Source organism: Micromonospora sp. WMMD710 (assembly GCF_029626045.1).
In the GTDB taxonomy this organism is placed as follows: domain Bacteria; phylum Actinomycetota; class Actinomycetes; order Mycobacteriales; family Micromonosporaceae; genus Micromonospora.
This window is the reverse complement of record NZ_JARUBD010000001.1, coordinates 197,501-217,046: the sequence shown is the minus strand read 5'-3', so window position 1 is coordinate 217,046 and position 19,546 is coordinate 197,501. Positions and strand designations below refer to the sequence as shown.

Annotated in this window: 15 protein-coding genes and 2 rRNA genes (1 of these 17 only partly in view); 8 read left to right on the top strand and 9 right to left on the bottom strand. The window is 71.4% G+C overall.

Features of this window, described 5'->3' with window-relative positions:
- Positions 1 to 9: 9 nt before the first annotated feature.
- Entirely contained in the window at positions 10 to 1,311 is a 1,302-nt protein-coding gene (locus O7620_RS01090) for a hypothetical protein (protein WP_278121316.1), read from the top strand.
- Between the two features lie 159 nt (positions 1,312 to 1,470).
- On the opposite strand, the gene O7620_RS01085 is transcribed toward O7620_RS01090, so the two are convergent.
- Positions 1,471 to 2,160 carry a lysophospholipid acyltransferase family protein gene (locus tag O7620_RS01085; RefSeq protein ID WP_278121314.1) on the bottom strand — a complete coding sequence of 230 codons (690 nt, stop codon included), beginning with the start codon at positions 2,158 to 2,160 and terminating at the stop codon, positions 1,471 to 1,473.
- A gap of 98 nt (positions 2,161 to 2,258) precedes the next feature.
- Positions 2,259 to 5,429 (bottom strand): isoleucine--tRNA ligase, encoded by a 3,171-nt coding sequence (gene ileS / locus O7620_RS01080; RefSeq protein WP_278121312.1) that lies wholly within the window; start codon positions 5,427 to 5,429, stop codon positions 2,259 to 2,261.
- A 309-nt stretch (positions 5,430 to 5,738) separates the two neighbouring features.
- Between ileS and O7620_RS01075 the strand changes: the two genes are divergently transcribed.
- Both O7620_RS01075 and O7620_RS01070 read left to right on the top strand, forming a co-directional pair.
- Positions 5,739 to 6,758 carry an ArsR family transcriptional regulator gene (locus O7620_RS01075; RefSeq protein ID WP_278121311.1) on the top strand — a complete coding sequence of 340 codons (1,020 nt, stop codon included), beginning with the start codon at positions 5,739 to 5,741 and terminating at the stop codon, positions 6,756 to 6,758.
- 168 nt (positions 6,759 to 6,926) lie between these two features.
- Positions 6,927 to 7,112 carry a hypothetical protein gene (locus O7620_RS01070; protein ID WP_278126804.1) on the top strand — a complete coding sequence of 62 codons (186 nt, stop codon included), beginning with the start codon at positions 6,927 to 6,929 and terminating at the stop codon, positions 7,110 to 7,112.
- A gap of 12 nt (positions 7,113 to 7,124) precedes the next feature.
- Here O7620_RS01070 and O7620_RS01065 read toward each other — a convergent pair whose 3' ends face one another.
- Positions 7,125 to 8,675 (bottom strand): alkaline phosphatase D family protein, encoded by a 1,551-nt coding sequence (locus O7620_RS01065; RefSeq protein WP_278121310.1) that lies wholly within the window; start codon positions 8,673 to 8,675, stop codon positions 7,125 to 7,127.
- A 139-nt stretch (positions 8,676 to 8,814) separates the two neighbouring features.
- Here O7620_RS01065 and O7620_RS01060 point away from each other — a divergent pair, with 139 nt between their 5' ends.
- The 3 genes from O7620_RS01060 to sigJ all read left to right on the top strand — a co-directional run bounded on the left by O7620_RS01060 (position 8,815) and on the right by sigJ (position 11,403).
- The gene (locus O7620_RS01060; protein WP_278121309.1) at positions 8,815 to 9,987 is read left to right on the top strand and encodes an acyltransferase; all 1,173 of its coding nucleotides are present in this window, start codon (positions 8,815 to 8,817) and stop codon (positions 9,985 to 9,987) included.
- Between the two features lie 103 nt (positions 9,988 to 10,090).
- A complete protein-coding gene (locus O7620_RS01055) occupies positions 10,091 to 10,531 on the top strand; it encodes a carboxymuconolactone decarboxylase family protein (RefSeq protein ID WP_278121307.1) in 441 nt (146 codons plus the stop codon).
- On the top strand, positions 10,528 to 11,403 hold the full coding sequence (gene sigJ, locus O7620_RS01050; RefSeq protein WP_278121305.1) for an RNA polymerase sigma factor SigJ: 876 nt from the start codon (positions 10,528 to 10,530) through the stop codon (positions 11,401 to 11,403). Before O7620_RS01055 ends, sigJ begins: the two co-directional genes overlap by 4 nt.
- A 9-nt stretch (positions 11,404 to 11,412) precedes the next feature.
- Here the strand turns inward: sigJ and ndk are convergent, their stop codons facing one another.
- Complete coding sequence (ndk, locus tag O7620_RS01045; protein WP_151492432.1) at positions 11,413 to 11,838, bottom strand: nucleoside-diphosphate kinase; 426 nt, start codon at positions 11,836 to 11,838, stop codon at positions 11,413 to 11,415.
- Positions 11,839 to 11,980: 142 nt separating this feature from the next.
- On the opposite strand from ndk, the gene O7620_RS01040 reads away from it, so the two are divergent.
- Positions 11,981 to 13,348: a VOC family protein gene (locus tag O7620_RS01040; protein WP_278121302.1), complete on the top strand. Its 1,368-nt coding sequence runs from the start codon at positions 11,981 to 11,983 to the stop codon at positions 13,346 to 13,348.
- 6 nt (positions 13,349 to 13,354) lie between these two features.
- On the opposite strand, the gene O7620_RS01035 is transcribed toward O7620_RS01040, so the two are convergent.
- Genes O7620_RS01035 through O7620_RS01025 form a run of 3 tightly spaced genes read right to left on the bottom strand, consistent with a single transcriptional unit; the run spans position 13,355 to position 17,786 of the window.
- Entirely contained in the window at positions 13,355 to 13,840 is a 486-nt protein-coding gene (locus O7620_RS01035; protein WP_278121300.1) for a DUF4233 domain-containing protein, read from the bottom strand.
- The gene (locus tag O7620_RS01030; protein WP_278121298.1) at positions 13,837 to 15,171 is read right to left on the bottom strand and encodes a folylpolyglutamate synthase/dihydrofolate synthase family protein; all 1,335 of its coding nucleotides are present in this window, start codon (positions 15,169 to 15,171) and stop codon (positions 13,837 to 13,839) included. Before O7620_RS01030 ends, O7620_RS01035 begins: the two co-directional genes overlap by 4 nt.
- Positions 15,168 to 17,786 carry a valine--tRNA ligase gene (locus O7620_RS01025; RefSeq protein WP_151492428.1) on the bottom strand — a complete coding sequence of 873 codons (2,619 nt, stop codon included), beginning with the start codon at positions 17,784 to 17,786 and terminating at the stop codon, positions 15,168 to 15,170. The genes O7620_RS01030 and O7620_RS01025 overlap by 4 nt, the downstream gene beginning before the upstream one ends.
- 70 nt (positions 17,787 to 17,856) lie before the next feature.
- Here O7620_RS01025 and O7620_RS01020 point away from each other — a divergent pair, with 70 nt between their 5' ends.
- Entirely contained in the window at positions 17,857 to 18,543 is a 687-nt protein-coding gene (locus O7620_RS01020) for a hypothetical protein (RefSeq protein ID WP_278121295.1), read from the top strand.
- 174 nt (positions 18,544 to 18,717) lie between these two features.
- Here the strand turns inward: O7620_RS01020 and rrf are convergent.
- Positions 18,718 to 18,834: ribosomal RNA gene (rrf, locus tag O7620_RS01015) — 5S ribosomal RNA — on the bottom strand.
- Between the two features lie 83 nt (positions 18,835 to 18,917).
- Positions 18,918 to 19,546, bottom strand: a 23S ribosomal RNA gene (locus tag O7620_RS01010); it runs 2,479 nt beyond the window's last position.

Below are 19,546 nucleotides of genomic sequence, written 5' to 3'. Positions count from 1 at the left end.
ATTGCCGCGATGCCGGAGCCCCAGCCGGGAGCACGGCCGGCCGACGGGAGCACCCCGGGCGCGGAGCCGGAGCGGGACCGGGCGGTCGCCGACGAGCCGACCTCCCCACCCGTACCACCGGACCAGCCGCAACCCTCGGACCAGCCGCAACCCTCGGACCAGCCGGACCCCTCGGACCAGCCCGAACCGGAGGGCTCGCCCGCCGCTGAGCAGCGCACGGCCGTCGAGCAGGACACGGCCGTCGAACAGGACACGGCCGTCGAGCAGGACACCGCCGCGACCGCGGAGGCTCCCGCGCCCAGGTGGAGTGGTTCCGCGCCGGTGCCTCCCCCGCTGCCGCGCCGGCGGACCTGGGGCGCGTCGAGCGAGCCGACTCCGCCGCCACCCGTGCCCCACGAGCCTCCGGAGCACCGCACCCCGGTCGACCCGTGGGCCGGCGTGGACACCGGCGGCTGGGACCTGCCGTCCGCCGAGTTGCCCCCACTGCCCCCGACATTGCCCTACCCCACGCCGCCGGCGACCCGGCAGTGGTCCGGTCCGCCCGCTCCGTCGATCGGTTCGCACCCGGTGTCGCCACCGGCCGCGCGGCCGGTCCCGCCGGCCCGGCCGATGTCGCCCGCGCCGCCGCCGGCCCGGCCGATGTCACCGCCCGCGCCGGCCCCCGTACCGAAGCAGCGTCGGGGCCGGCGCTCCGCGGCGCCACCGCCGGCGCCGCCGGGCTGGCAGGCCCCCAAGGGGTACGTGCCGGTCCCGGTTCGGCGTCGACGCCGCTGGCCGTGGCTGCTGCTGCTCACGCTGGCGTGCTGCTGCGGCTGCCCCGCCTACTACGGGTTCCCGATCTCGGCCCAGTACCCGGTCCGCGCGGCTCTGCCCGAGCAGGTGGAGGACCTCAGCCTGCGGCAGGACAACCGCAGCACCGACACCGCCCGGCAGTTGGAGAGCGAGGTACGCCAGCAGCACTGGCTGGCCGAGGACACCTTCGCCGGCGTCTACTCCACGACCAGCGGCAAGCGGGTGACGGTCTTCGGCGGCACCGGCTTCCGCCTGAGCCCGGAGTCGGACGCGGAGGCCGAGATCAGTCGGCTCACCGACCGGTACGCGCTGGACGCCCCCGAGACCGTGGACACCGGTGTGCGCGGCAGGCACGAGCGCTGCGCGGTCGGCCGGGCGGACGGCAGCGACGTGGTGGTCTGCACCTCGGTCGACCACGGCAGCATCGCCACCGGCGTGTTCACCCGGCTCTCGGTCGCCGACAGCGCCGCCCTGCTGGCCACCCTGCGCGCCCAGATCGTCCAGCCCGAACGGGGCTGAGGTGGCGCCGTCGGCGTGCCGGCGGTTGCTCCGGCCGACGGATGACACGGTGCCGGCGGTTGCTCCTGCTGACCGATGACACGGTGCCGGCTCACGGGGCGCAGCCGACCGTCGGCGACGTGCATGGCGGGCCGGTAGGCGGGCGTTGCCGCCGCGGGGTCAGGCGTCGCGGGTGGGGTCCGGGTGGGCGCGCGGCGGGGCGTAGCGGGGCACGTACTCCTGGCCGGTGAGCTTCTGGATCTCGCTCATCATCTCGTCGGTCATCTGCCGCAGCGAGGTGCGGTCGTCCGGCCGGCCGCTGAAGTCCAGCGGCTTGCCGAACCGGACCGTGATCTTGGCGGTGCCGGGGCGGGGCACCCGGGCCCCGATCGGCTGTGCCTTGTCCGTGCCGATCATGCCGACCGGGATGATCGGCACGCCGGTGGCGATGGCCAGCCGGGCCGCCCCGGTCCGACCCCGGTAGAGCTTGCCGTCCGGGGAGCGGGTGCCCTCCGGGTAGACCACCACCAGGTCGCCGCCCTTGAGCGCCGGGATCGCCGCGTCGAACGCGGACAGCGCGGCCCGCCCACCGGCCCGCTCGACCGGAATCGCGCCCAGGCCGGTGAGGACGAACTTCGAGATCGCGCCCTTCACGCCGGTGCCCTTGAAGTACTCCGACTTCGCCCAGAACGCCAGGTGCCGGGGCACGACCGTGCCGAGGAACAGTTCGTCGGCCACCGAGAGGTGGTTGCCGGCGAAGATCGCTCCGCCGGTCTCCGGCACGTGTTCCAGACCCTCCACGGTCGGGCGGAACGCCAACCGCAGCGTGGGCGCCACGGTCAGCTTGCCGATGGTGTAGAGCAGGGGCACTGGTCCTCCGGCGGTCGTGCGGATTCAGGCGGTGTCACGGTAGCGGACGCCCTCACGCTCCCCCCGATGGAGGTGGCGAGGGCGCCCGCCCCGGTACGTCACACCCGGCGGACGGTGACCGTCACGCGGTCGCCCTCGCCCACCTCGCCGGCGAAGCCGTCGAGGCCCTCGGCGAAGTCCACCGAGTCGGCCAGCACCTCCCCGGACACGAAGTCGATGTACGCGGCCACCGCCGCGCGCACCTCCTCGGAGGCCGACACCGACACCACGATCCGGTCCGAGACGTCCAGGTCGGCGTCCCGGCGGGCCTGCTGCACGACCCGCACCACGTCCCGGGCCAGCCCCTCGGCGGCCAGTTCCGGGGTGACCTCGGTGTCCAGCACCACCACGCCCTCACCGCCGGGCAGCGGCGCGGAGTGCTCGGCGTCGGCGGCGACCAGGCGCAACTCGTACTCGCCCTCGGCCAGGGTGACGCCGGCGGCCACCGGGGCGCCGTCGACCAGCTCCCAGTCGCCCGCCTTGACCGCCTTGATCACCTGCTGCACCTGCTTGCCGACCCGCGGGCCGAGAGCCCGGGGCACCACGGTCAGCACCTGCTCGCAGTACGCGGCCAGCTCCGCGCTGAACTCCACGGCCTTCACGTTGACCTCGTCGGCGACCAGGTCGGCGAACGGACGCAGCTGCTCCGCCGCCGGCGAGGCGACGGTCAGCTTCGACAGCGGCAGCCGCACCCGCAGACCCTTGGCCTTGCGCAGCGACAGCGCCGCCGAGGCGACCGCCCGGGTGGCGTCCATCGCGGCGACCAGGTCGTGGTCGGCCGGGAACTCGCTCGCCTGCGGCCAGTCGGTCAGGTGCACCGAACGCTCCCCGGTGAGCCCGCGCCAGATCTCCTCCGCGGTCAGCGGCGCCAGCGGCGCCACCACCCGGCACAGCGTCTCCAGCACGGTCGACAGGGTGTCGAACGCGTTGGCGTCACCGGACCAGAACCGGTCCCGGGAGCGGCGCACGTACCAGTTGGTCAGCGCGTCCAGGTAGGAGCGGACGGTGGCGCAGGCGCCGGAGATGTCGTACGCCTCCATCTGCGCGCCGACCGTCGACACCAGCTCGTTGGTCTTCGCCAGCACGTAGCGGTCGAGCAGGTGCGTGGAGTCCGTGCGGCGGCGGGCGGTGTAGCCGTCGGCGTTGGCGTACAGCGAGAAGAAGTACCAGACGTTCCACAGCGGCAGCAGCACCTGCCGGACGGCGTCGCGGATCCCCGCCTCGGTGACCGCCATGTCGCCGCCGCGCAGCACCGGCGAGGACATCAGCATCCAGCGCATCGCGTCCGAGCCGTACGCGTCGAAGACGTGGTAGACGTCCGGGTAGTTGCGCAGGCTCTTGGACATCTTGCGGCCGTCCGAGCCGAGCAGGATGCCGTGGCTGAGGCAGTTGCGGAACGCCGGCCGGTCGAACAGCGCGGTGGCCAGCACGTGCATCGTGTAGAACCAGCCGCGGGTCTGCCCGATGTACTCGACGATGAAGTCACCCGGGTAGTGGTGCTCGAACCAGTCCGCGTTCTCGAACGGGTAGTGCACCTGGGCGAACGGCATCGACCCGGACTCGAACCAGCAGTCCAGCACCTCCGGCACCCGACGCATCATCGACTGGCCGGTCGGGTCGTCCGGGTTGGGGCGGACCAGGTCGTCCACCGCCGGCCGGTGCAGGTCGCTCAGGCGTACGCCGAAGTCCCGCTCGATGTCGGCCAGCGAGCCGTAGACGTCCAGGCGCGGGTAGTTCGGGTCGTCGGACTTCCACACCGGGATCGGGGAGCCCCAGAACCGGTTCCGGCTGATCGACCAGTCGCGGGCGTTGGCCAGCCACTTGCCGAACGAACCGTCCTTGATGTGGCCGGGCGTCCAGTTGATCTCCTGGTTCAGCTCGACCATCCGGTCCCGGAACTGGGTCACCGCGACGAACCACGAGGACACCGCCTTGTAGACCAGCGGGGTGTCGCAGCGCCAGCAGTGCGGGTACGAGTGGGTGTAGGTGTCCTGCTTGAGCACCACCCCCCGCTCCTTCAGCTCCCGGATCACCGGCTTGTTGACGTCGAAGACCTGCTCACCCTGGTACGGCGGGACCAGCGCGGTGAACCGGGTGTGGTCGTCCACGGTGACGATGGTGGGGATGCCGGCGGCGTTGCAGACGTTCTGGTCGTCCTCACCGAACGCCGGGGCGAGGTGCACGATCCCGGTGCCGTCCTCGGTGGTGACGAACTCCGCGCCGAGCACCTGGTAGGCGTTGTCCCCGGCCTGCTCGACGAGGAAGTCGAACAGCGGCGTGTAGCGGCGTCCGACCAGGTCGCGGCCGTACACCGTGCCGACCTGCTCGTACCCGTCCAGTTCCTTGGCGTACGCGGACAGCCGCGCCGCGCCGACGACGTAGCGCTCCCCGCTGCCCTCGCGGTCGGGGGAACCCCGGTGCTCCAGCACCGCGTACTCGATGTCCGGGCCGACGGCGAGCGCCAGGTTCGACGGCAGGGTCCACGGCGTGGTCGTCCAGACGCCCAGCCTGACCGGCCCGCGCACCAGCTCCGGGGCGGACTCGTCGGCGGTCAGCCCGAACCACACCGACAGCGTCGGGTCGTGCCGGTCCCGGTAGACGTCGTCCATCCGGGTCTCGGTGTTCGACAGGGGGGTCTCACACCGCCAGCAGTACGCCAGCACCCGGAAGCCCTCGTAGATCAGACCCTTGTCGTGCAGGGTCTTGAAGGCCCACATGACGCTTTCCATGTAGTCCAGGTCGAGGGTCTTGTAGTCGTTGGCGAAGTCGACCCAGCGGGCCTGCCGGTTGATGTACCGCTCCCAGTCCTGGGTGAACTCCAGCACCGAGGTGCGGCAGGCCTCGTTGAACCGGGCCACGCCCAGGTCGATGATCTCCGCCTTGCTGGTGATGCCGAGCTGCTTCTCGGCCACCACCTCGGCGGGCAGGCCGTGGCAGTCCCAGCCGAAGCGCCGCTCGACGTGCCGCCCGCGCATGGTCTGGTAGCGCGGCACCACGTCCTTGACGTACCCGGTGAACAGGTGGCCGTAGTGCGGCAGGCCGTTGGCGAACGGCGGGCCGTCGTAGAAGACGTACTCGTTCTTGCCGTCGTCACCGGCGGGACGGGCCTCGACGGAGGCTTCGAAGGTCTTGTCGGCCGTCCAGTGCTCCAGCACCCGGCGCTCGACCGCGGGCAGGTCCGGGCTCGCCGGGACACCGGCGGCGGTCGGGTCGTGCAACGGATAGGCCATCGGGGGTCGCTCTCCTCATGCAGCTCACGCAACGTGGGTCTGCGAGGACGAACCGTCCGGGGTACGCCTCGAACGGCGCTCCCGGTGGCCCGCGGTACCACCCCGCTTGGCGGTCAGGATCGACCGCCCGCTCATTGCCGGCTGTGACGGGCCGCACCCGTCCGGTTCTACTGGGCCGGTTGCCCGGCTGTTCTTCCGGAGGCTCACCGGTGATGGCCGGGTCATCGCCTTACGACCGTCAACAATACAAGACCCACCCACCGCACCGCCGCCGAGTAAACGCGCGCGCCGGCACCCTAGGCTGGCCGGGTGATCCGGATCGAGTTGGACGAGCCGACGCTGGGCCGTACCCGGATCGCCACCAGCCCGCTCTGGGAGGTGCTGACCAGCCTGTTCGTGCTGCGCCGGCCTCCGAAAGAGGTGCCCTGGCCGTACACCGCCTGGGCGCGGCACGCACGGCGGGTGCTCGACGAGGTGCCGGCGGCCGCGCCGGCCCGGCTGCTGACCGTCGGCCTACCCGCACCGGACTTCCTCAGCCCGATCCCCACGTCGGCCGCGCCGACCCTGGCCGAACAACTCGCCGAACTGCGGGCGACGCCGGCTGAGGTGATCGCCGAGCAGATCCCCCGCTACTACGACCCGGACGACCTGCCGGAGTGGCTGGGCCCGTTCGTCACGGACCGGCGGGCCGCCCTGGACCGGCTCGCCGACGGCATCGAGGCGTACTGGGAGGCGGCCATCGCGCCGTGGTGGCCGGCGATGCGGGCGGCGCTGGACGAGGAGGTCCTGCACCGGGCTCGGGCGCTCGCCGCCGACGGTCCGGACGCCCTGCTGGCCGACCTGCACGAGCGGGTGCGCTGGGACAAGCCGGTGTTGACGCTGGTGAAGCCGTCGGAGCAGCAGTTCGTGGCGGTGGACCAGCGGCTGCTGCTGGTTCCCCTGATCTTCTCGCAGGGAGCACTCGTCTGCGCCACCGACCATCCGGAGATCATCGCCGTCTCCTACCAGGCGCGCGGGGCGGTGGTGCTCGCCGAGGGTGGGCCCACCTCGGCACCCCGGACCGCACCGGCCACGGATCGGTTGGCGGTGCTGGTCGGCCGGGGTCGCGCCCAGGTGCTGCGGGCCCTGGTGCGGCCGGCCACCACCGCCGGTCTCGCGGCCACACTGGGGCTCGCCCCGAGCACCGTGTCGGAGCAGCTCTCCGCTCTGCTGGCCGCCGGCGTGGTGCACCGCCGCCGGGCGGGCCGACGGGTGCTCTACGGCCTGGAACCGGCCGGACTGGCGCTGGTGCAGCTCATCGGTGACGAGCCGGTGAGCGCCTCGGCCTGAGCATTCGGCTCGATCCGAATTCGTTTCGCACCCGTCCCGGTCGCTTCTAGCCTGCGTGTCGCGAGCGAACACGCGATCGAGGCGGTCGGGGTGAGCCGCACGTACCGCAGCCGCAGGGGATGGTGACGACCCCAGCGTCGGGAGGATCAGGCAGTCCGCGGCGTCGACCTGACGGTTGGCAACGGGGAGCTGTTCGGCCTGCTCGGACCGAACGGCGCTGGCACGACCGCGACCATCGAGCTGCTGAGCACCCTGCTCATCCCGACCGCCCGGGGAGGCCGTCCACCCGCCCGACCCCGTCGATCATGGCGTTGCCGCCGCCCCCGTCGGGGTGCCGCGGCGACAACTTCATGATCGACCAAGGGGTCAGGGGGCGGGGAGGGTCGTGCTCCAGAGGGAGGCGCCGTCCCGGTCACGCAGGTGGACCGTCAGGGCCTCGGACTCGCCGTCGATGGACACCTCGCCGAAGTGCTGGAAGCCCTCCGCCGGGGAGGTGTTCGCCCGTGGCGGGGCGTGCACGAAGGCCGCCTGCGGGCCGAACGTGCCGTCCAACGCGTTCGGGCCGAACGCGCCGGCGTGCGCCGGACCGGAGACGAACTCCCAGAACGGCGTGAAGTCGCCGACCGCGGCGCGCGACGGGTCGTAGTGGTGGGCGGCCGAGTAGTGCACGTCGGCGGTCAGGAAGACCATGCCGGTCACCCCGGCCCGGTGGGTGGCCCGCAGCACCTCGGCGAACTCCAGCTCACGCCCGGCCGGCGCGCCCGGGTCGCCCTGCGCGACACCCTCCTGGGCGGTCGGACCGTCCGGCACCACGACCCCGATCGGCAGGTCGTTGGCGATCACCTTCCAGGTCGCGGTGGACCTCTTCAGCTCCCGGATCAGCCACTCCCGCTGCTCCCGGCCGAGCAGACCACGCTTCGGGTCGGCGTACGTGTTGCCGTCGTTGGGGTCCTTGTGGGTCCGCATGTCGAGCACGAACACGTCCAGCAGCGGCCCGTACGACAGCCGCCGGTACAGCGGCCCGTTGTCCGGCACCGGCAGCCACTCGTGGAACGCCTGACTCGCCCGGGCGGCGAGCACGTCGACCCGCTGCTCGGTGTAGCGCGGGTCGTCCAGGATCTCCCCCGGATACCAGTTGTTGAGCACCTCGTGGTCGTCCCACTGGTTGATCTGCGGCACCGCCGCCGCGAACTCCCGCAGGTGCTCATCGAGCAGGTTGTACGCGAACTGCCCCCGGTACTCGGCCAGCGTCTCGGCGACCTTGCTCTTCTCCGGGGTGACCAGGTTGCGCCAGATCCGTCCGTCGGGCAGCGTCACCGACTCGACCAGCGGGCCGTCGGCGTACACGGTGTCGCCGCTGCACAGGAAGAAGTCCGGCCGGGTCTCGCGCATCGCCCGGAAGATCGACATTCCGCCGTAGGTCGGGTCGATCCCCCAGCCCTGCCCGACGATGTCCCCGGTCCAGACGAACCGGACGTCACGTCGCTGGTGCCGCCCCGGGGCGGTGGTCAGCGAACCGGTCAGCGGCTCGCTGACCACGCCGTGCCGGTCCAGGCTCTCCACCCGGACCCGGTAGTGCAGCCGCTCGCCGTCCGGCAGGCCCCGCAGCCGGACCTTTCCGGTGAAGTCGCCGGTCGGGGCGAGCACCGGGCCGCGCAGCGTCCGCGCGCCGCGGAAGTCCGGCCGGCGGCTCACCTCGACCAGCATCCGACCCGGCCGGTCGGCCCGCGTCCACACCAGCGCCGAGTCCGCGGTCACGTCGCCGCTCTGCACCCCGTGGGTGAGGACCGGGCGTCCCGCCGGGCGCCAGGCCGGAGCGGCGTTCGCCCCGGTGCCACCCAGCAGGGCGCCGCCGGCGACTCCGGCCCCGGCCACCAGGCCGGCCCGCAGCAGGGTACGTCGATCAAGCTCGGTCATTCTTCCTCCCGATCATGGGTTGACCACGTCGGTCTATCGGTCGGAGGCGACCGTGAGCGGCGGCCCGGGTGACGCGAACGTGAACGCCAGTCGTCCGGTCGGCTTGACCCCCGGTGGCGCGCTCACGCAAACTTCGCCGGTGCGTTCGCTTCGATACGACGAATTTCAGGCCATGCGCCGGTTTCCCGCGCTGGACGGGCTGCGGGCGGTGGCGGCGATCATGGTCTTCGCCTTCCACTACGGCGGCCCGTCCTGGAAGTGGCTGACCGGCTGGATCGGCGTCCACCTGTTCTTCGTGCTCTCCGGCTTCCTGATCACGACGCTGCTGCTGCGTGAGGAGCACCGGTACGGCAGGGTGTCGCTGCGCGCGTTCTACCTGCGGCGGTTCTTCCGGATCATGCCGGTCTACCTGCTCGTGCTCTTCCTGACCTGGGGCCTGGCCCGGCTCAGCGGCAGCGCCGAGACGATCGAACGCCTGATGAAGTACTACCTGCTCTTCATCAACGAACTCCTGCCCGGGACCGCGCCGTACCTGCACTCCTGGACGATCGGCATCGAGCAGAAGTTCTACCTGTTCTGGCCGGCCATCGCGTTCGTCCTGGTGACCGCCGCCTTCCGCCGCCGGCTCGCGGTCACGGCCGGTCTGCTCGTGCTCTTCATCGCGATGATCCCGCCGGACATCGCCTGGCTGAGCTGGCCGATCCACTACGTGGCGATCCTGCTCGGCTGCCTCACCGCCGTGGTGATGCACCACCCGCGAGGCTTCGCGCTGGTTCGGCCGTTGACCCACCCGGTGACGGCGACCGCCGCGATCGTGGTCTTCATCGTGTTCCAGGTGGCCGTGCAGTACTGGCCGATCCGGTTCGGCCAGGAGGCGCTGATCGGCACGTACGCCGCCGCTGCCGCGCTGCTGCTGCCGCCCCTGCTCTCGCGCAGCGTGCTCGCCCGCGGGCTGGGGCTACGTCCGCTGGTCTTCATCGGCGAGCGGTCGTACTCGATGTATCTGATCCAGTCCATCGCGGCGCGGGTGGCGGTGGGCCTGCTGCCGGCCATGGGCCGGCGCAGCACCGCCGTCTTCCTGGGCGCCGTGGTGGTGGCGCTGATCGTCGCGGACGTGCTCTACCGCTGGGTCGAGCTACCCATGATCGAGGTGGGGCGCCGGTTGGCCGCCCGGGTGACCCGGCGTGGTCCGCGCGACAGCGACGGCACCACGCCCACCACGCCCACCCCGTCCGCCACGGCCGCCGAGGACGTCCAGATCCCCCCGACGCGGGAGGTGCTGGCGGACACCGTGCCGGCGGGCCGCGGCTGATCCAGCACCGCCTCCCGGGCATGAGCGGGGTCACAGCCACGGTTGTCACGGCCCACCCCGGCCGATCCGTCGTGACGGTATCGGACCGATCAGGGAGGTAGTCGTGCAACGGATGAACCCGACCCAGGTGGCGCCGCAGGCGTACCAGGCGGTCATGGGGATGGAGAAGTACGTCCAGACGAACGTCGACCACACCGTGCTGGAACTGATCAAGCTGCGCGCGTCGATGATCAACGGATGTGCGTACTGCGTGGACCTGCACAGCCGGGACGCCCTCGCCAACGGCGAGTCGAGCCGTCGGCTGTTCGCGGTCGCCACCTGGCGGGAGGCGCCGTTCTTCGACGAGCGGGAACGGGCCGCGCTGGCGCTCACCGACGCGGTCACCCAGCTCGGCGAGCACGGGGTGCCCGACGAGGTGTGGGACGCCGCCGCGAAGGTCTGGTCGGAGAAGGAACTGGCCGACCTGGTCTTCGCGATCGCCACAATCAACGTGTGGAACCGGATCGGGGTGACGATGCGCCTGGAGCCTCCGGCGCACGTGTGACCAACGCGGCGGCAGAGGCGGCCGGTGCGCTGCAGGCGCACCGGCCGATGCTGCTCGGGCTCGCCTACCGGCTGCTCGGCAGCCGCCACGACGCCGAAGACGTGCTCCAGGAGACGTACCTGCGGTGGCTGGGCGTGGACCGCTCGACGGTGGACGAGCCCCGTCGGTACCTGTCCCGGGTGGTCACCCGGCTGGCCCTGGACCGGCTGCGGGCCCGACAGGCGGCCCGCGAGACGTACGTGGGGACGTGGCTGCCGGAGCCGGTGCCGACCGTGCCGTCGCCGTTCGGCCCACTGGACCGCGTCGAGCTGCGTGACTCGCTCTCGACCGCGCTGCTGCACGTGCTGGAACGGCTCACCCCGCCGGAGCGTGCCGTGTACGTCCTGCACACCGCCTTCGAACTGCCGTACACCGAGATCGCGGAGATCCTGGACCGGACTCCCGCGGACTGCCGGCAGCTGCACCACCGGGCGGTGACCCGGGTACGGCAGGAGCAGCGGCGGTTCACCGCCAGCCGGTCGGACCGGGAGCGGCTGCTCGACGCGTTCCTGGCCGCAGCCCGCGACGGTGACCTGGCGACGCTCACCGGACTGGTCGCCGGAGATGCCATCGCCTGGAGCGACGGTGGTGGACGGGTGCGGGCGGCCCGCAACCCGATCACCGGCTCGGAACGGATCTCCCGGTTCTTCGCCGGGATCTACGGCCCCCACCGGCGCTGGACGACCCGCAGGCTGGAACTCAACGGGGAACCCGCCGCGCTGCTCACCCGCGACGACGGCAACCGGTACGCGTTGACCGTCACCGCGGCCGAGGGCCGGATCACCGGGATCTACCTGGTCGGCAATCCGACGAAACTGCCCCCGGCCGGCTGAACGGGAGCGTCAGCCCAGCTCGGGAAACCAGAGCGCGATCTCGCGCTTGGCGCTGTCCGGTGAGTCGGAGGCGTGCACCAGGTTCTCCCGGTTGGACAGCGACAGGTCGCCCCGGATCGTGCCGGCGGCGGCCTTGCGGCCGTCGGTCGCGCCGACCAGCCCGCGGACGACGTCGATGACCTCATCGCCGGAGAGCACCAGGGCGACCAGCGGGCCGCCGGTCATGAAGTCCTTCAGCGGCGGGTAGAACGCCTTGTCGACGTGCTCGGCGTAGTGCGCGTCGGCGAGCGCGGCGTCCATCGTCCGGTGCACCATCGCGTCGATTCGCAGCCCCTTGCGCTCGAAGCGGGAGAGGACCTCGCCGACCAGGCCGCGGCGGACCGCGTCGGGCTTGATCAGAACGAGGCTACGCTCATCCGGGCTGTTGCTGGACACGCTGGGTTCCTCCTGTACGCGCTGGACGCTCGGGATCGGTACGGTCAGCCTAGCGACCCGGTCCCGGCGCCGGCGCGGCGGCCGGTCTTTCCCCCGGTGGCCGATCCGGCCTAGCCTGGCCCTGACCCCCGGGAGGTCCACTGTGGCGAATGGCGGGAACCGGCCCATCGCGCCGGTACGCAAGCTGATCGGCACGGTGCTCGGCACCGTGGCCACGTTCGTCGTCCTCTTCGGCCTCGGCATGACCAGTTGGCCCATCGTGGCGATCGGGGTCGCCCTGCTGGTGCTGGCGATCGCGCTGGCCACCGTAAAAGGCGGTGGGCGCACCTGGGTGGTCGGCGTCGGGCACGTGCACAGCGCGTCCGAACCACCCACCCAGTACGCGTTCGGCCGCTGCGAGCTGCAACTGGTGATCGATGCCCCCGGCCTGCCGCCGCGATCCAAGAAGATCATCGAGCCACGGGTGCCGGTGTCGAAGTGGCCGTCGCTGGGCCAGACCCTGCCGATCCGGGTCGCGCTCGACGACCAGCGGCACGTCAAGGTCCTCTGGGACGAGGTGGCGACGCACGCCGAGTCGGCGGCCGTCGCCGACCTCCCGCCGGAGTTCGCCGACGCCGAACCCCTGGACGAGATGCTGATCCAGCAGGACGCCCCACCGTGGGCCGACCGCGCGCCGGACGACGACTTCCGCGACCAGTTCGGCCCGGACCCGTTCCGTGACCCGCTCGGTACCGACCCGCTGCGCGCCGATCCGCTGCGCGACGACCCGGGTGTCGACCCGGAGGAGCGCGAGGCGGTGGTGATGCACCAGAGCCCGGGCGGCCCGGTGGTGCTGGAGGGTGTCGTCGTCGAACAGCCGGCCGGCCAGCCGACCACGGGCGGGCTGCCCCGACGGGCCACCCCGGCACCGCGCCCGCCCGCCGAGGAGCGCTTCGACCAGCCCGAGGCCGAACGCTTCGACCCGGCTCCCGCCCAACGTTCCGGCTCCGCCGCGACGGACCCTCTGGACCCGCTCGACCTGCCCCTGGACGATCCCACCTCGGGCACGGCGACGACGACCGGGCCCGTCACCGCCGAGGAACTCGACGAGGCGATCTTCGGGTTCGACGGGGGCACCACGGCGGACCCGGCCGGCCCGATCAGCGGGGTGGGCCTCACCCTGCTGGTCACCGACCTGGCCCGGTCCCTCGGCTTCTACCGCGACATGCTCGGCTTCACCGAGGTCGACCAGGGGGCGGGCAACGCCGTGCTCGCCTCCGGCACGACCCGACTGGTGCTGCGCGAGGTCACCGGGGCCGCCCCGATCAGCCGCCGGCTCGTCCACGTCAACCTCGAGGTCGACGACATCGAGGCGGCGTACGAGCGGTTGCGCGGCTCGGGCGTCCGCTTCACGTACGCCCCACGGGTGGTCAACCGGGGCAGCAAGCTGGAGGTGTGGGCGGCGGCCTTCCGCGACCCGGACGGCCACGGCATCGCCCTCACCCAGTGGCGCGAACGGGCCGACGCCTGAGCCGGGTCAGCCGAGGATGACCCGGCGGACGTGCACCGCGTACGCCCACACCAGCGCGAAGATGACGCCCAGCGCGAACAGCGACCAGTGCAGCAGGCCGGCCAACAGCAGCAGGCCCTGGAGCACGGTACCGGCGTGCCACGCCCAGGGGCGGCGCATCATGCCGGCGACCAGGATGGCGGCCACCGCCAGGGCCACCACCGCGCCGATCGCCGCGCCGCTCAGGTCACCCCCGACCACCCGGATCGGCTGGATGGCCAGCAGCAGCACCAGCGCCTCCAGGCCGAGCGTCCCGGCGCCCAGTCCGCGTACCGCCCGTTGCGGGTCACGCAGCCCCGACCGGCGCGGCTGTCCGCCCGGCTGATCGGCCGCCTGCGCCTCCCCAGGCTGATCGGCCGCGTGCGCCTCCCCTGAGGCCCGGGGCCTGGCCTGGTCGGGCGACGCCCCGCTCGGCCCGTCGGTGGCGCGGGAGTTCCGCTCCGGGCCGGTCATCGCACCAGCAGCCGACGAGCGTCTGCCACCGTCACCACCGACCCCGTGACCAGCACGCCGACCCCGCTCAACTCACCGGGGACGTCCTCCTCGGCCAGCGCCACCGCCACCTCGATCGCGTCCGGCATCTCGTCGGCCGTCTCGACCCGCTCCTCGCCGAAGATCTCCACGGCCAGCGCGGCGAGTTCCTCCGTCGGCATCGCCCGCGGCGAGCTGTTGCGGGTCACCACCACCACGTCGATGACCGGTTCCAGCAGCTCCAGCAGGCTCGACGCGTCCTTGTCGGCGAGTACGCCGAGCACCGCCACCAGCTTGCTGAACGCGAACTCCTCCTGCAGCGCCGTCACGGTGGCAGCCATGCCGTGCGGGTTGTGCGCGCCGTCCAGCAGGATGGTCGGCGCGCTGCGGACCCGTTCCAGCCGCCCCGGGGAACTGGCCGAGGCGAAGCCCTCCCGGACCGCCTCGACATCTAGCTGCCGCGTGGTTCCCGCACCCAGGAACGCCTCCACGGCGGCGAGCGCCACGGCGGCGTTCTGCGCCTGGTGCGCGCCGTGCAACGGGATGAACACGTCGTCGTAGACACCGCCCAGCCCCTGCAGGCTGAGCACCTGACCGCCGACCGCGATGGCCCGACTCAACACCCCGAACTCGGCGCCCTCCCGGGCGATGGTGGCGCCCACCTCGGCGCAGCGCTCCAGGAGAGGCCGCGCGGCCTCCTCCTCCTGCGCCGCCGCGATGACGGTGGCGCCCTGGTGGATGATGCCGGCCTTGGCCAGCGCGATGTCCTGGAGCGTGTCACCGAGCCACTCGGTGTGGTCCAGGCCGATCGGGGTGATCACGCAGACCCCGGCCTGGATCACGTTCGTGGCGTCCTCGGCGCCGCCGAGACCCACCTCCACCACCGCGATGTCGACCGGCGCGTCGGCGAACGTGGCGAACGCCAGCGCGGTGGTCATGTCGAAGTAGGTCAGCGGCTCGTCGGACCGCGCGTCGACCAGCTCCGCCAGCGGCTTGACCTCCCGGTACACCGCCGCGAACCGCTCCTCGCTGACCGGCTCCCCGTCCAGGCTGATCCGCTCCCGCACCGTCTCCAGGTGCGGGCTGGTGTACCGGCCGGTGTGCAACCCGAACGCCCGCAACAGCGAGTCGATCATGCGAGCGGTGGACGTCTTGCCGTTGGTGCCGGTCAGGTGGATCGACGGGTACGCCCGCTGTGGACTGCCGAGCAGGTCGAGCAGCGACTCGATCCGGTCCAGCTCGAAGACCATGCGGGTGAAGCCCCGGGCAGCCAGCTCGGCCTCGACGGCGGCGAAATCGGTACGGTCGGTCACGAGGGAAGCGTCTCCAGAGCAGCGTCGATCCGGACCAGGTCGGCCTCGGCGATGGCGAGCCGGTCGCGGATCTTCGCGACCACCGGCTCGGGGGCCTTGCCGATGAAGGCCGGGTTGCCGAGCTTCGCCCGGGCCTGCGCGACCTCCTTCTCAGCCGCCGCGCGGTCCTTGGTGAGGCGGGCCCGCTCGGCGGCCACGTCAATCGACCCCCGGGTGTCCAACGCGACACCGACCGCGCCGGGCATGGCCAGCGTGGCGCTGGCCTGAAAGTCGTCGCCGGCCGGGTCCAGCCGGACCAGCGAGCGGATCAGCGGCTCGTGAGCGGCGATACCCGCCCCGGCCAGCCCGTCCAACCGGGCGGCCACCCGCTGCGTCGGGCGCAGCCCCTGGTCGGACCGGAACCGACGGATCTCGGTGACCACCCGCTGCACACTGGCCAACTCGGCCTCGGCGGCATCGTCGACCAGCGTACGGTCGGCCACCGGCCAGGCGGCCGTCTGCACCGTCTCCCCACCGGTCAGCGCGAGCCACAGCTCCTCGGTGACGAACGGGATCACCGGGTGCAGCAGCCGCAGCAGCTGGTCCAGCACGTGCCCGAGCACCCGGCGGGTGGTCTCGGCCCGCTCACCGCCCTCGGCGAGCACCGGCTTGCTCAGCTCCACGTACCAGTCGCAGACGTCATCCCAGGCGAAGTGGTAGAGCAGGTCACACACCTTGGCGAACTCGTACGCCTCGAACTGCTCGTCGACCTCGGCGGTGACGTGCGCGAGTCGGGACAGGATCCACCGGTCGACGGTGGAGAGCCGCTCGGCGGCCGGCAGCTCGCCGGTCGTGTGCGCCCCGTTCATCAGGGCGAACCGGGTGGCGTTCCAGAGCTTGTTGCAGAAGTTGCGGGAGCCCTGGCACCAGTCCTCGCTGACCGGCACGTCCTGCCCGGGGTTCGCGCCGCGGGCCAGGGTGAACCGGGTGGCGTCGGCGCCGAACCGGTCGATCCAGTCCAGCGGGTCGACCACGTTGCCGAACGACTTGGACATCTTCTTGCCGTGCTCGTCCCGGACCATGCCGTGCAGGGCCACCACGTCGAACGGCTGCTTGCCGTCCATCGCGTACAGGCCGAACATCATCATCCGGGCGACCCAGAAGAAGAGGATGTCGTAGCCGGTGACCAGGACACTCGTCGGGTAGAACTTCGCGAGATCCACCGTCTGCTCGGGCCAGCCGAGGGTGGAGAACGGCCACAGCGCGCTGGAGAACCAGGTGTCCAGCACGTCCTCGTCCTGCCGCCAGCCGTCCCCGGTCGGCGGCTGCTCGTCCGGGCCGACGCAGACGATCTCACCCTGCGGGCCGTACCAGACGGGGATCCGGTGCCCCCACCACAGCTGGCGGGAGATGCACCAGTCGTGCATGTTGTCGACCCAGGCGAAGTAGCGCTTGGCCAGCTCGGCGGGCTCGATACGCACCCGGCCGTCGCGCACCGCGTCGCCGGCGGCCTGGGCCAGCGGCGCCGTGTTGACGAACCACTGCAACGACAGCCGCGGCTCGACGGTCGTCTTGCACCGCGAGCAGTGCCCGACCGCGTGCACGTACGGCCGCTTCTCGGCCACGATCCGGCCCTGCTCGCGCAGCGCCGCGACGATCGCCGGCCGCGCCTCGAACCGGTCCAGCCCTTCGAAGGGGCCGGGCACGGTGATCACGCCACGCTCGTCCATCACGGTGAGCGCGGGCAGGTCGTGGCGCTGGCCGATCTCGAAGTCGTTCGGGTCGTGCGCCGGCGTCACCTTGACCATGCCGGTGCCGAACGACGGGTCGACGTGCGCGTCGGCGACGATCGGGATGCGGCGGCCGGTGAGCGGCAGCTCGACCTCGGTGCCGATCAGGTGCTGGTACCGCTCGTCGTCGGGGTGCACCGCGACGGCGGTGTCGCCCAGCATCGTCTCGGCCCGGGTGGTGGCCACCACGACCTCGTCGCTGTACCGGATGGAGATCAGCTCACCGTCGTCGTCGGTGTGCTCGACCTCGATGTCGGAGAGCGCGGTCAGGCACCGCGGACACCAGTTGATGATCCGGTTGGCCCGGTAGATGAGGCCCTCGTCGAAGAGCTTCTTGAAGATCGTCTGGACGGCGCGGGTCAGACCCTCGTCCATGGTGAAGCGCTCACGGTCCCAGTCGACGGAGTCGCCGAGGCGCCGCATCTGCCCGAGGATCGCCCCACCGGACTCGGCCTTCCACTGCCACACCCGCTCGACGAACTTCTCCCGCCCGAGATCGTGGCGGGACAGGCCCTCGGCGGCGAGCTGACGCTCGACCAGGTTCTGGGTGGCGATGCCGGCGTGGTCCATGCCGGGCAGCCACAGCGCCTCGAAGCCCTGCATCCGCTTGCGACGGGTCAACGCGTCCATCAGCGTGTGCTCGAACGCGTGACCCATGTGCAGGGAGCCGGTGACGTTCGGCGGCGGGATGACGATGGTGAAGGGCGGCTTGTCGCTGTCGGCGGAGGCCCGGAAGTGCCCGGCGGCTACCCACTGCTCGTACCGTCGCTGCTCTACCTCACCGGGCTGGTACTGGCCGGCCAGGGCGGGGGCATCGGGGCGTTGGGCATCGAGTCTGTCGGTCACTCGTGAAAGTCTACGGAGGGCTTCGGCGGACCCGACGTGCGCCACCTGCCATTCGCGTACGGTGTCGGCTATGTCCGACGCACATCTCACCGAGCGCCCGCTCGACGGCGGTCGCGAGCCCGTCGAGCTGACCGACGAGCCGATCCGGCTGAGCACCCGTGACCCCGGGGGCGACCCCGACGAGCGGCAGGCCGGCTGGTCGCGGCGACGCAAGGTCGGCTGGGCGGTGGCGCTGGTGGTCGGTCTGGCCGGAGCCGGGGTCCTCGGCGTCGGCGGGTGGCGGGTGGCGCAGCAGAAGGACACCGCCCTGACCTCGCCGGACCAGGTGGCGGGCCTGACCCGCGACGACAGCGAACGGGCGAAGAGCACCGCCGACTACCTGCGCAGCGGCCTGGCTGCCGACATCGAGCTGGACCGCAGCTTCGGCGCGGTCTACCGCGACCCGGCCGACGACAAGCGGTCCGTCCTGATCTTCGGGGGCACCACCCTGCTCTGGCAGCCGAAACGGGACCTGGACAGCCTGTTCGGCCTGATGTCCGACGAGACGGGCGCGGTGAGCGGGCTGCGCGAGCTGCCCGCGGGCGACCTGGGCGGCGTCATGAAGTGTGGCAGCACCAGCGGCGAGGGCGGCGACTTCGCGGTGTGCGGCTGGGCCGATCACGGCAGCGTGGTGATGGCGATGTTTCCGGGGCGCTCGGTCAGCGACGCCGGCGGCCTGATGCGCAACCTCCGCGCCGGAATGCAGACCCGCGACTGACCCACCCGCCCGAATCTCGTTGACCGACTCGGTTTCGGTTATCTCGGGGTATCCCCGCCCCGGGACACCCCGAGATCACCGAAACCGAGTCGGTCACCACAACCAGGATTGCGCACATGCCTCGGAAACGCAGAAAAGGCCACCCCCTGAGGGGTGACCTTTTCTGGAATGATTGTCCGGCGGCGTCCTACTCTCCCACACCCTCACGAGTGCAGTACCATCGGCGCTGGAGGGCTTAGCTTCCGGGTTCGGAATGTTACCGGGCGTTTCCCCTCCGCCATGACCGCCGTAACTCTATCGACATGTCAAACAACACCACACTGTGGTCTGTTGTTCGTTTATCGAGAGTTGCACAGTGGACGCGTAGCAGCTTAGTAGTCAAGTCCTCGGCCTATTAGTACCGGTCAACTGAACCCGTTACCGGGCTTACATTTCCGGCCTATCAACCCAGTCGTCTAGCTGGGGGCCTTACCCCACAAAGTGGGTGGGATACCTCATCTTGAAGCAGGCTTCCCGCTTAGATGCTTTCAGCGGTTATCCCTTCCGAACGTAGCTAACCAGCCGTGCCCCTGGCGGGACAACTGGCACACCAGAGGTTCGTCCGTCCCGGTCCTCTCGTACTAGGGACAGCCCTTCTCAAGTATCCTACGCGCACGGCGGATAGGGACCGAACTGTCTCACGACGTTCTAAACCCAGCTCGCGTACCGCTTTAATGGGCGAACAGCCCAACCCTTGGGACCTGCTACAGCCCCAGGATGCGACGAGCCGACATCGAGGTGCCAAACCATCCCGTCGATATGGACTCTTGGGGAAGATCAGCCTGTTATCCCCGGGGTACCTTTTATCCGTTGAGCGACACCGCTTCCACTCGCAAGTGCCGGATCACTAGTCCCGACTTTCGTCCCTGCTCGACCTGTCAGTCTCACAGTCAAGCTCCCTTGTGTACTTGCACTCAACACCTGATTGCCAACCAGGCTGAGGGAACCTTTGGGCGCCTCCGTT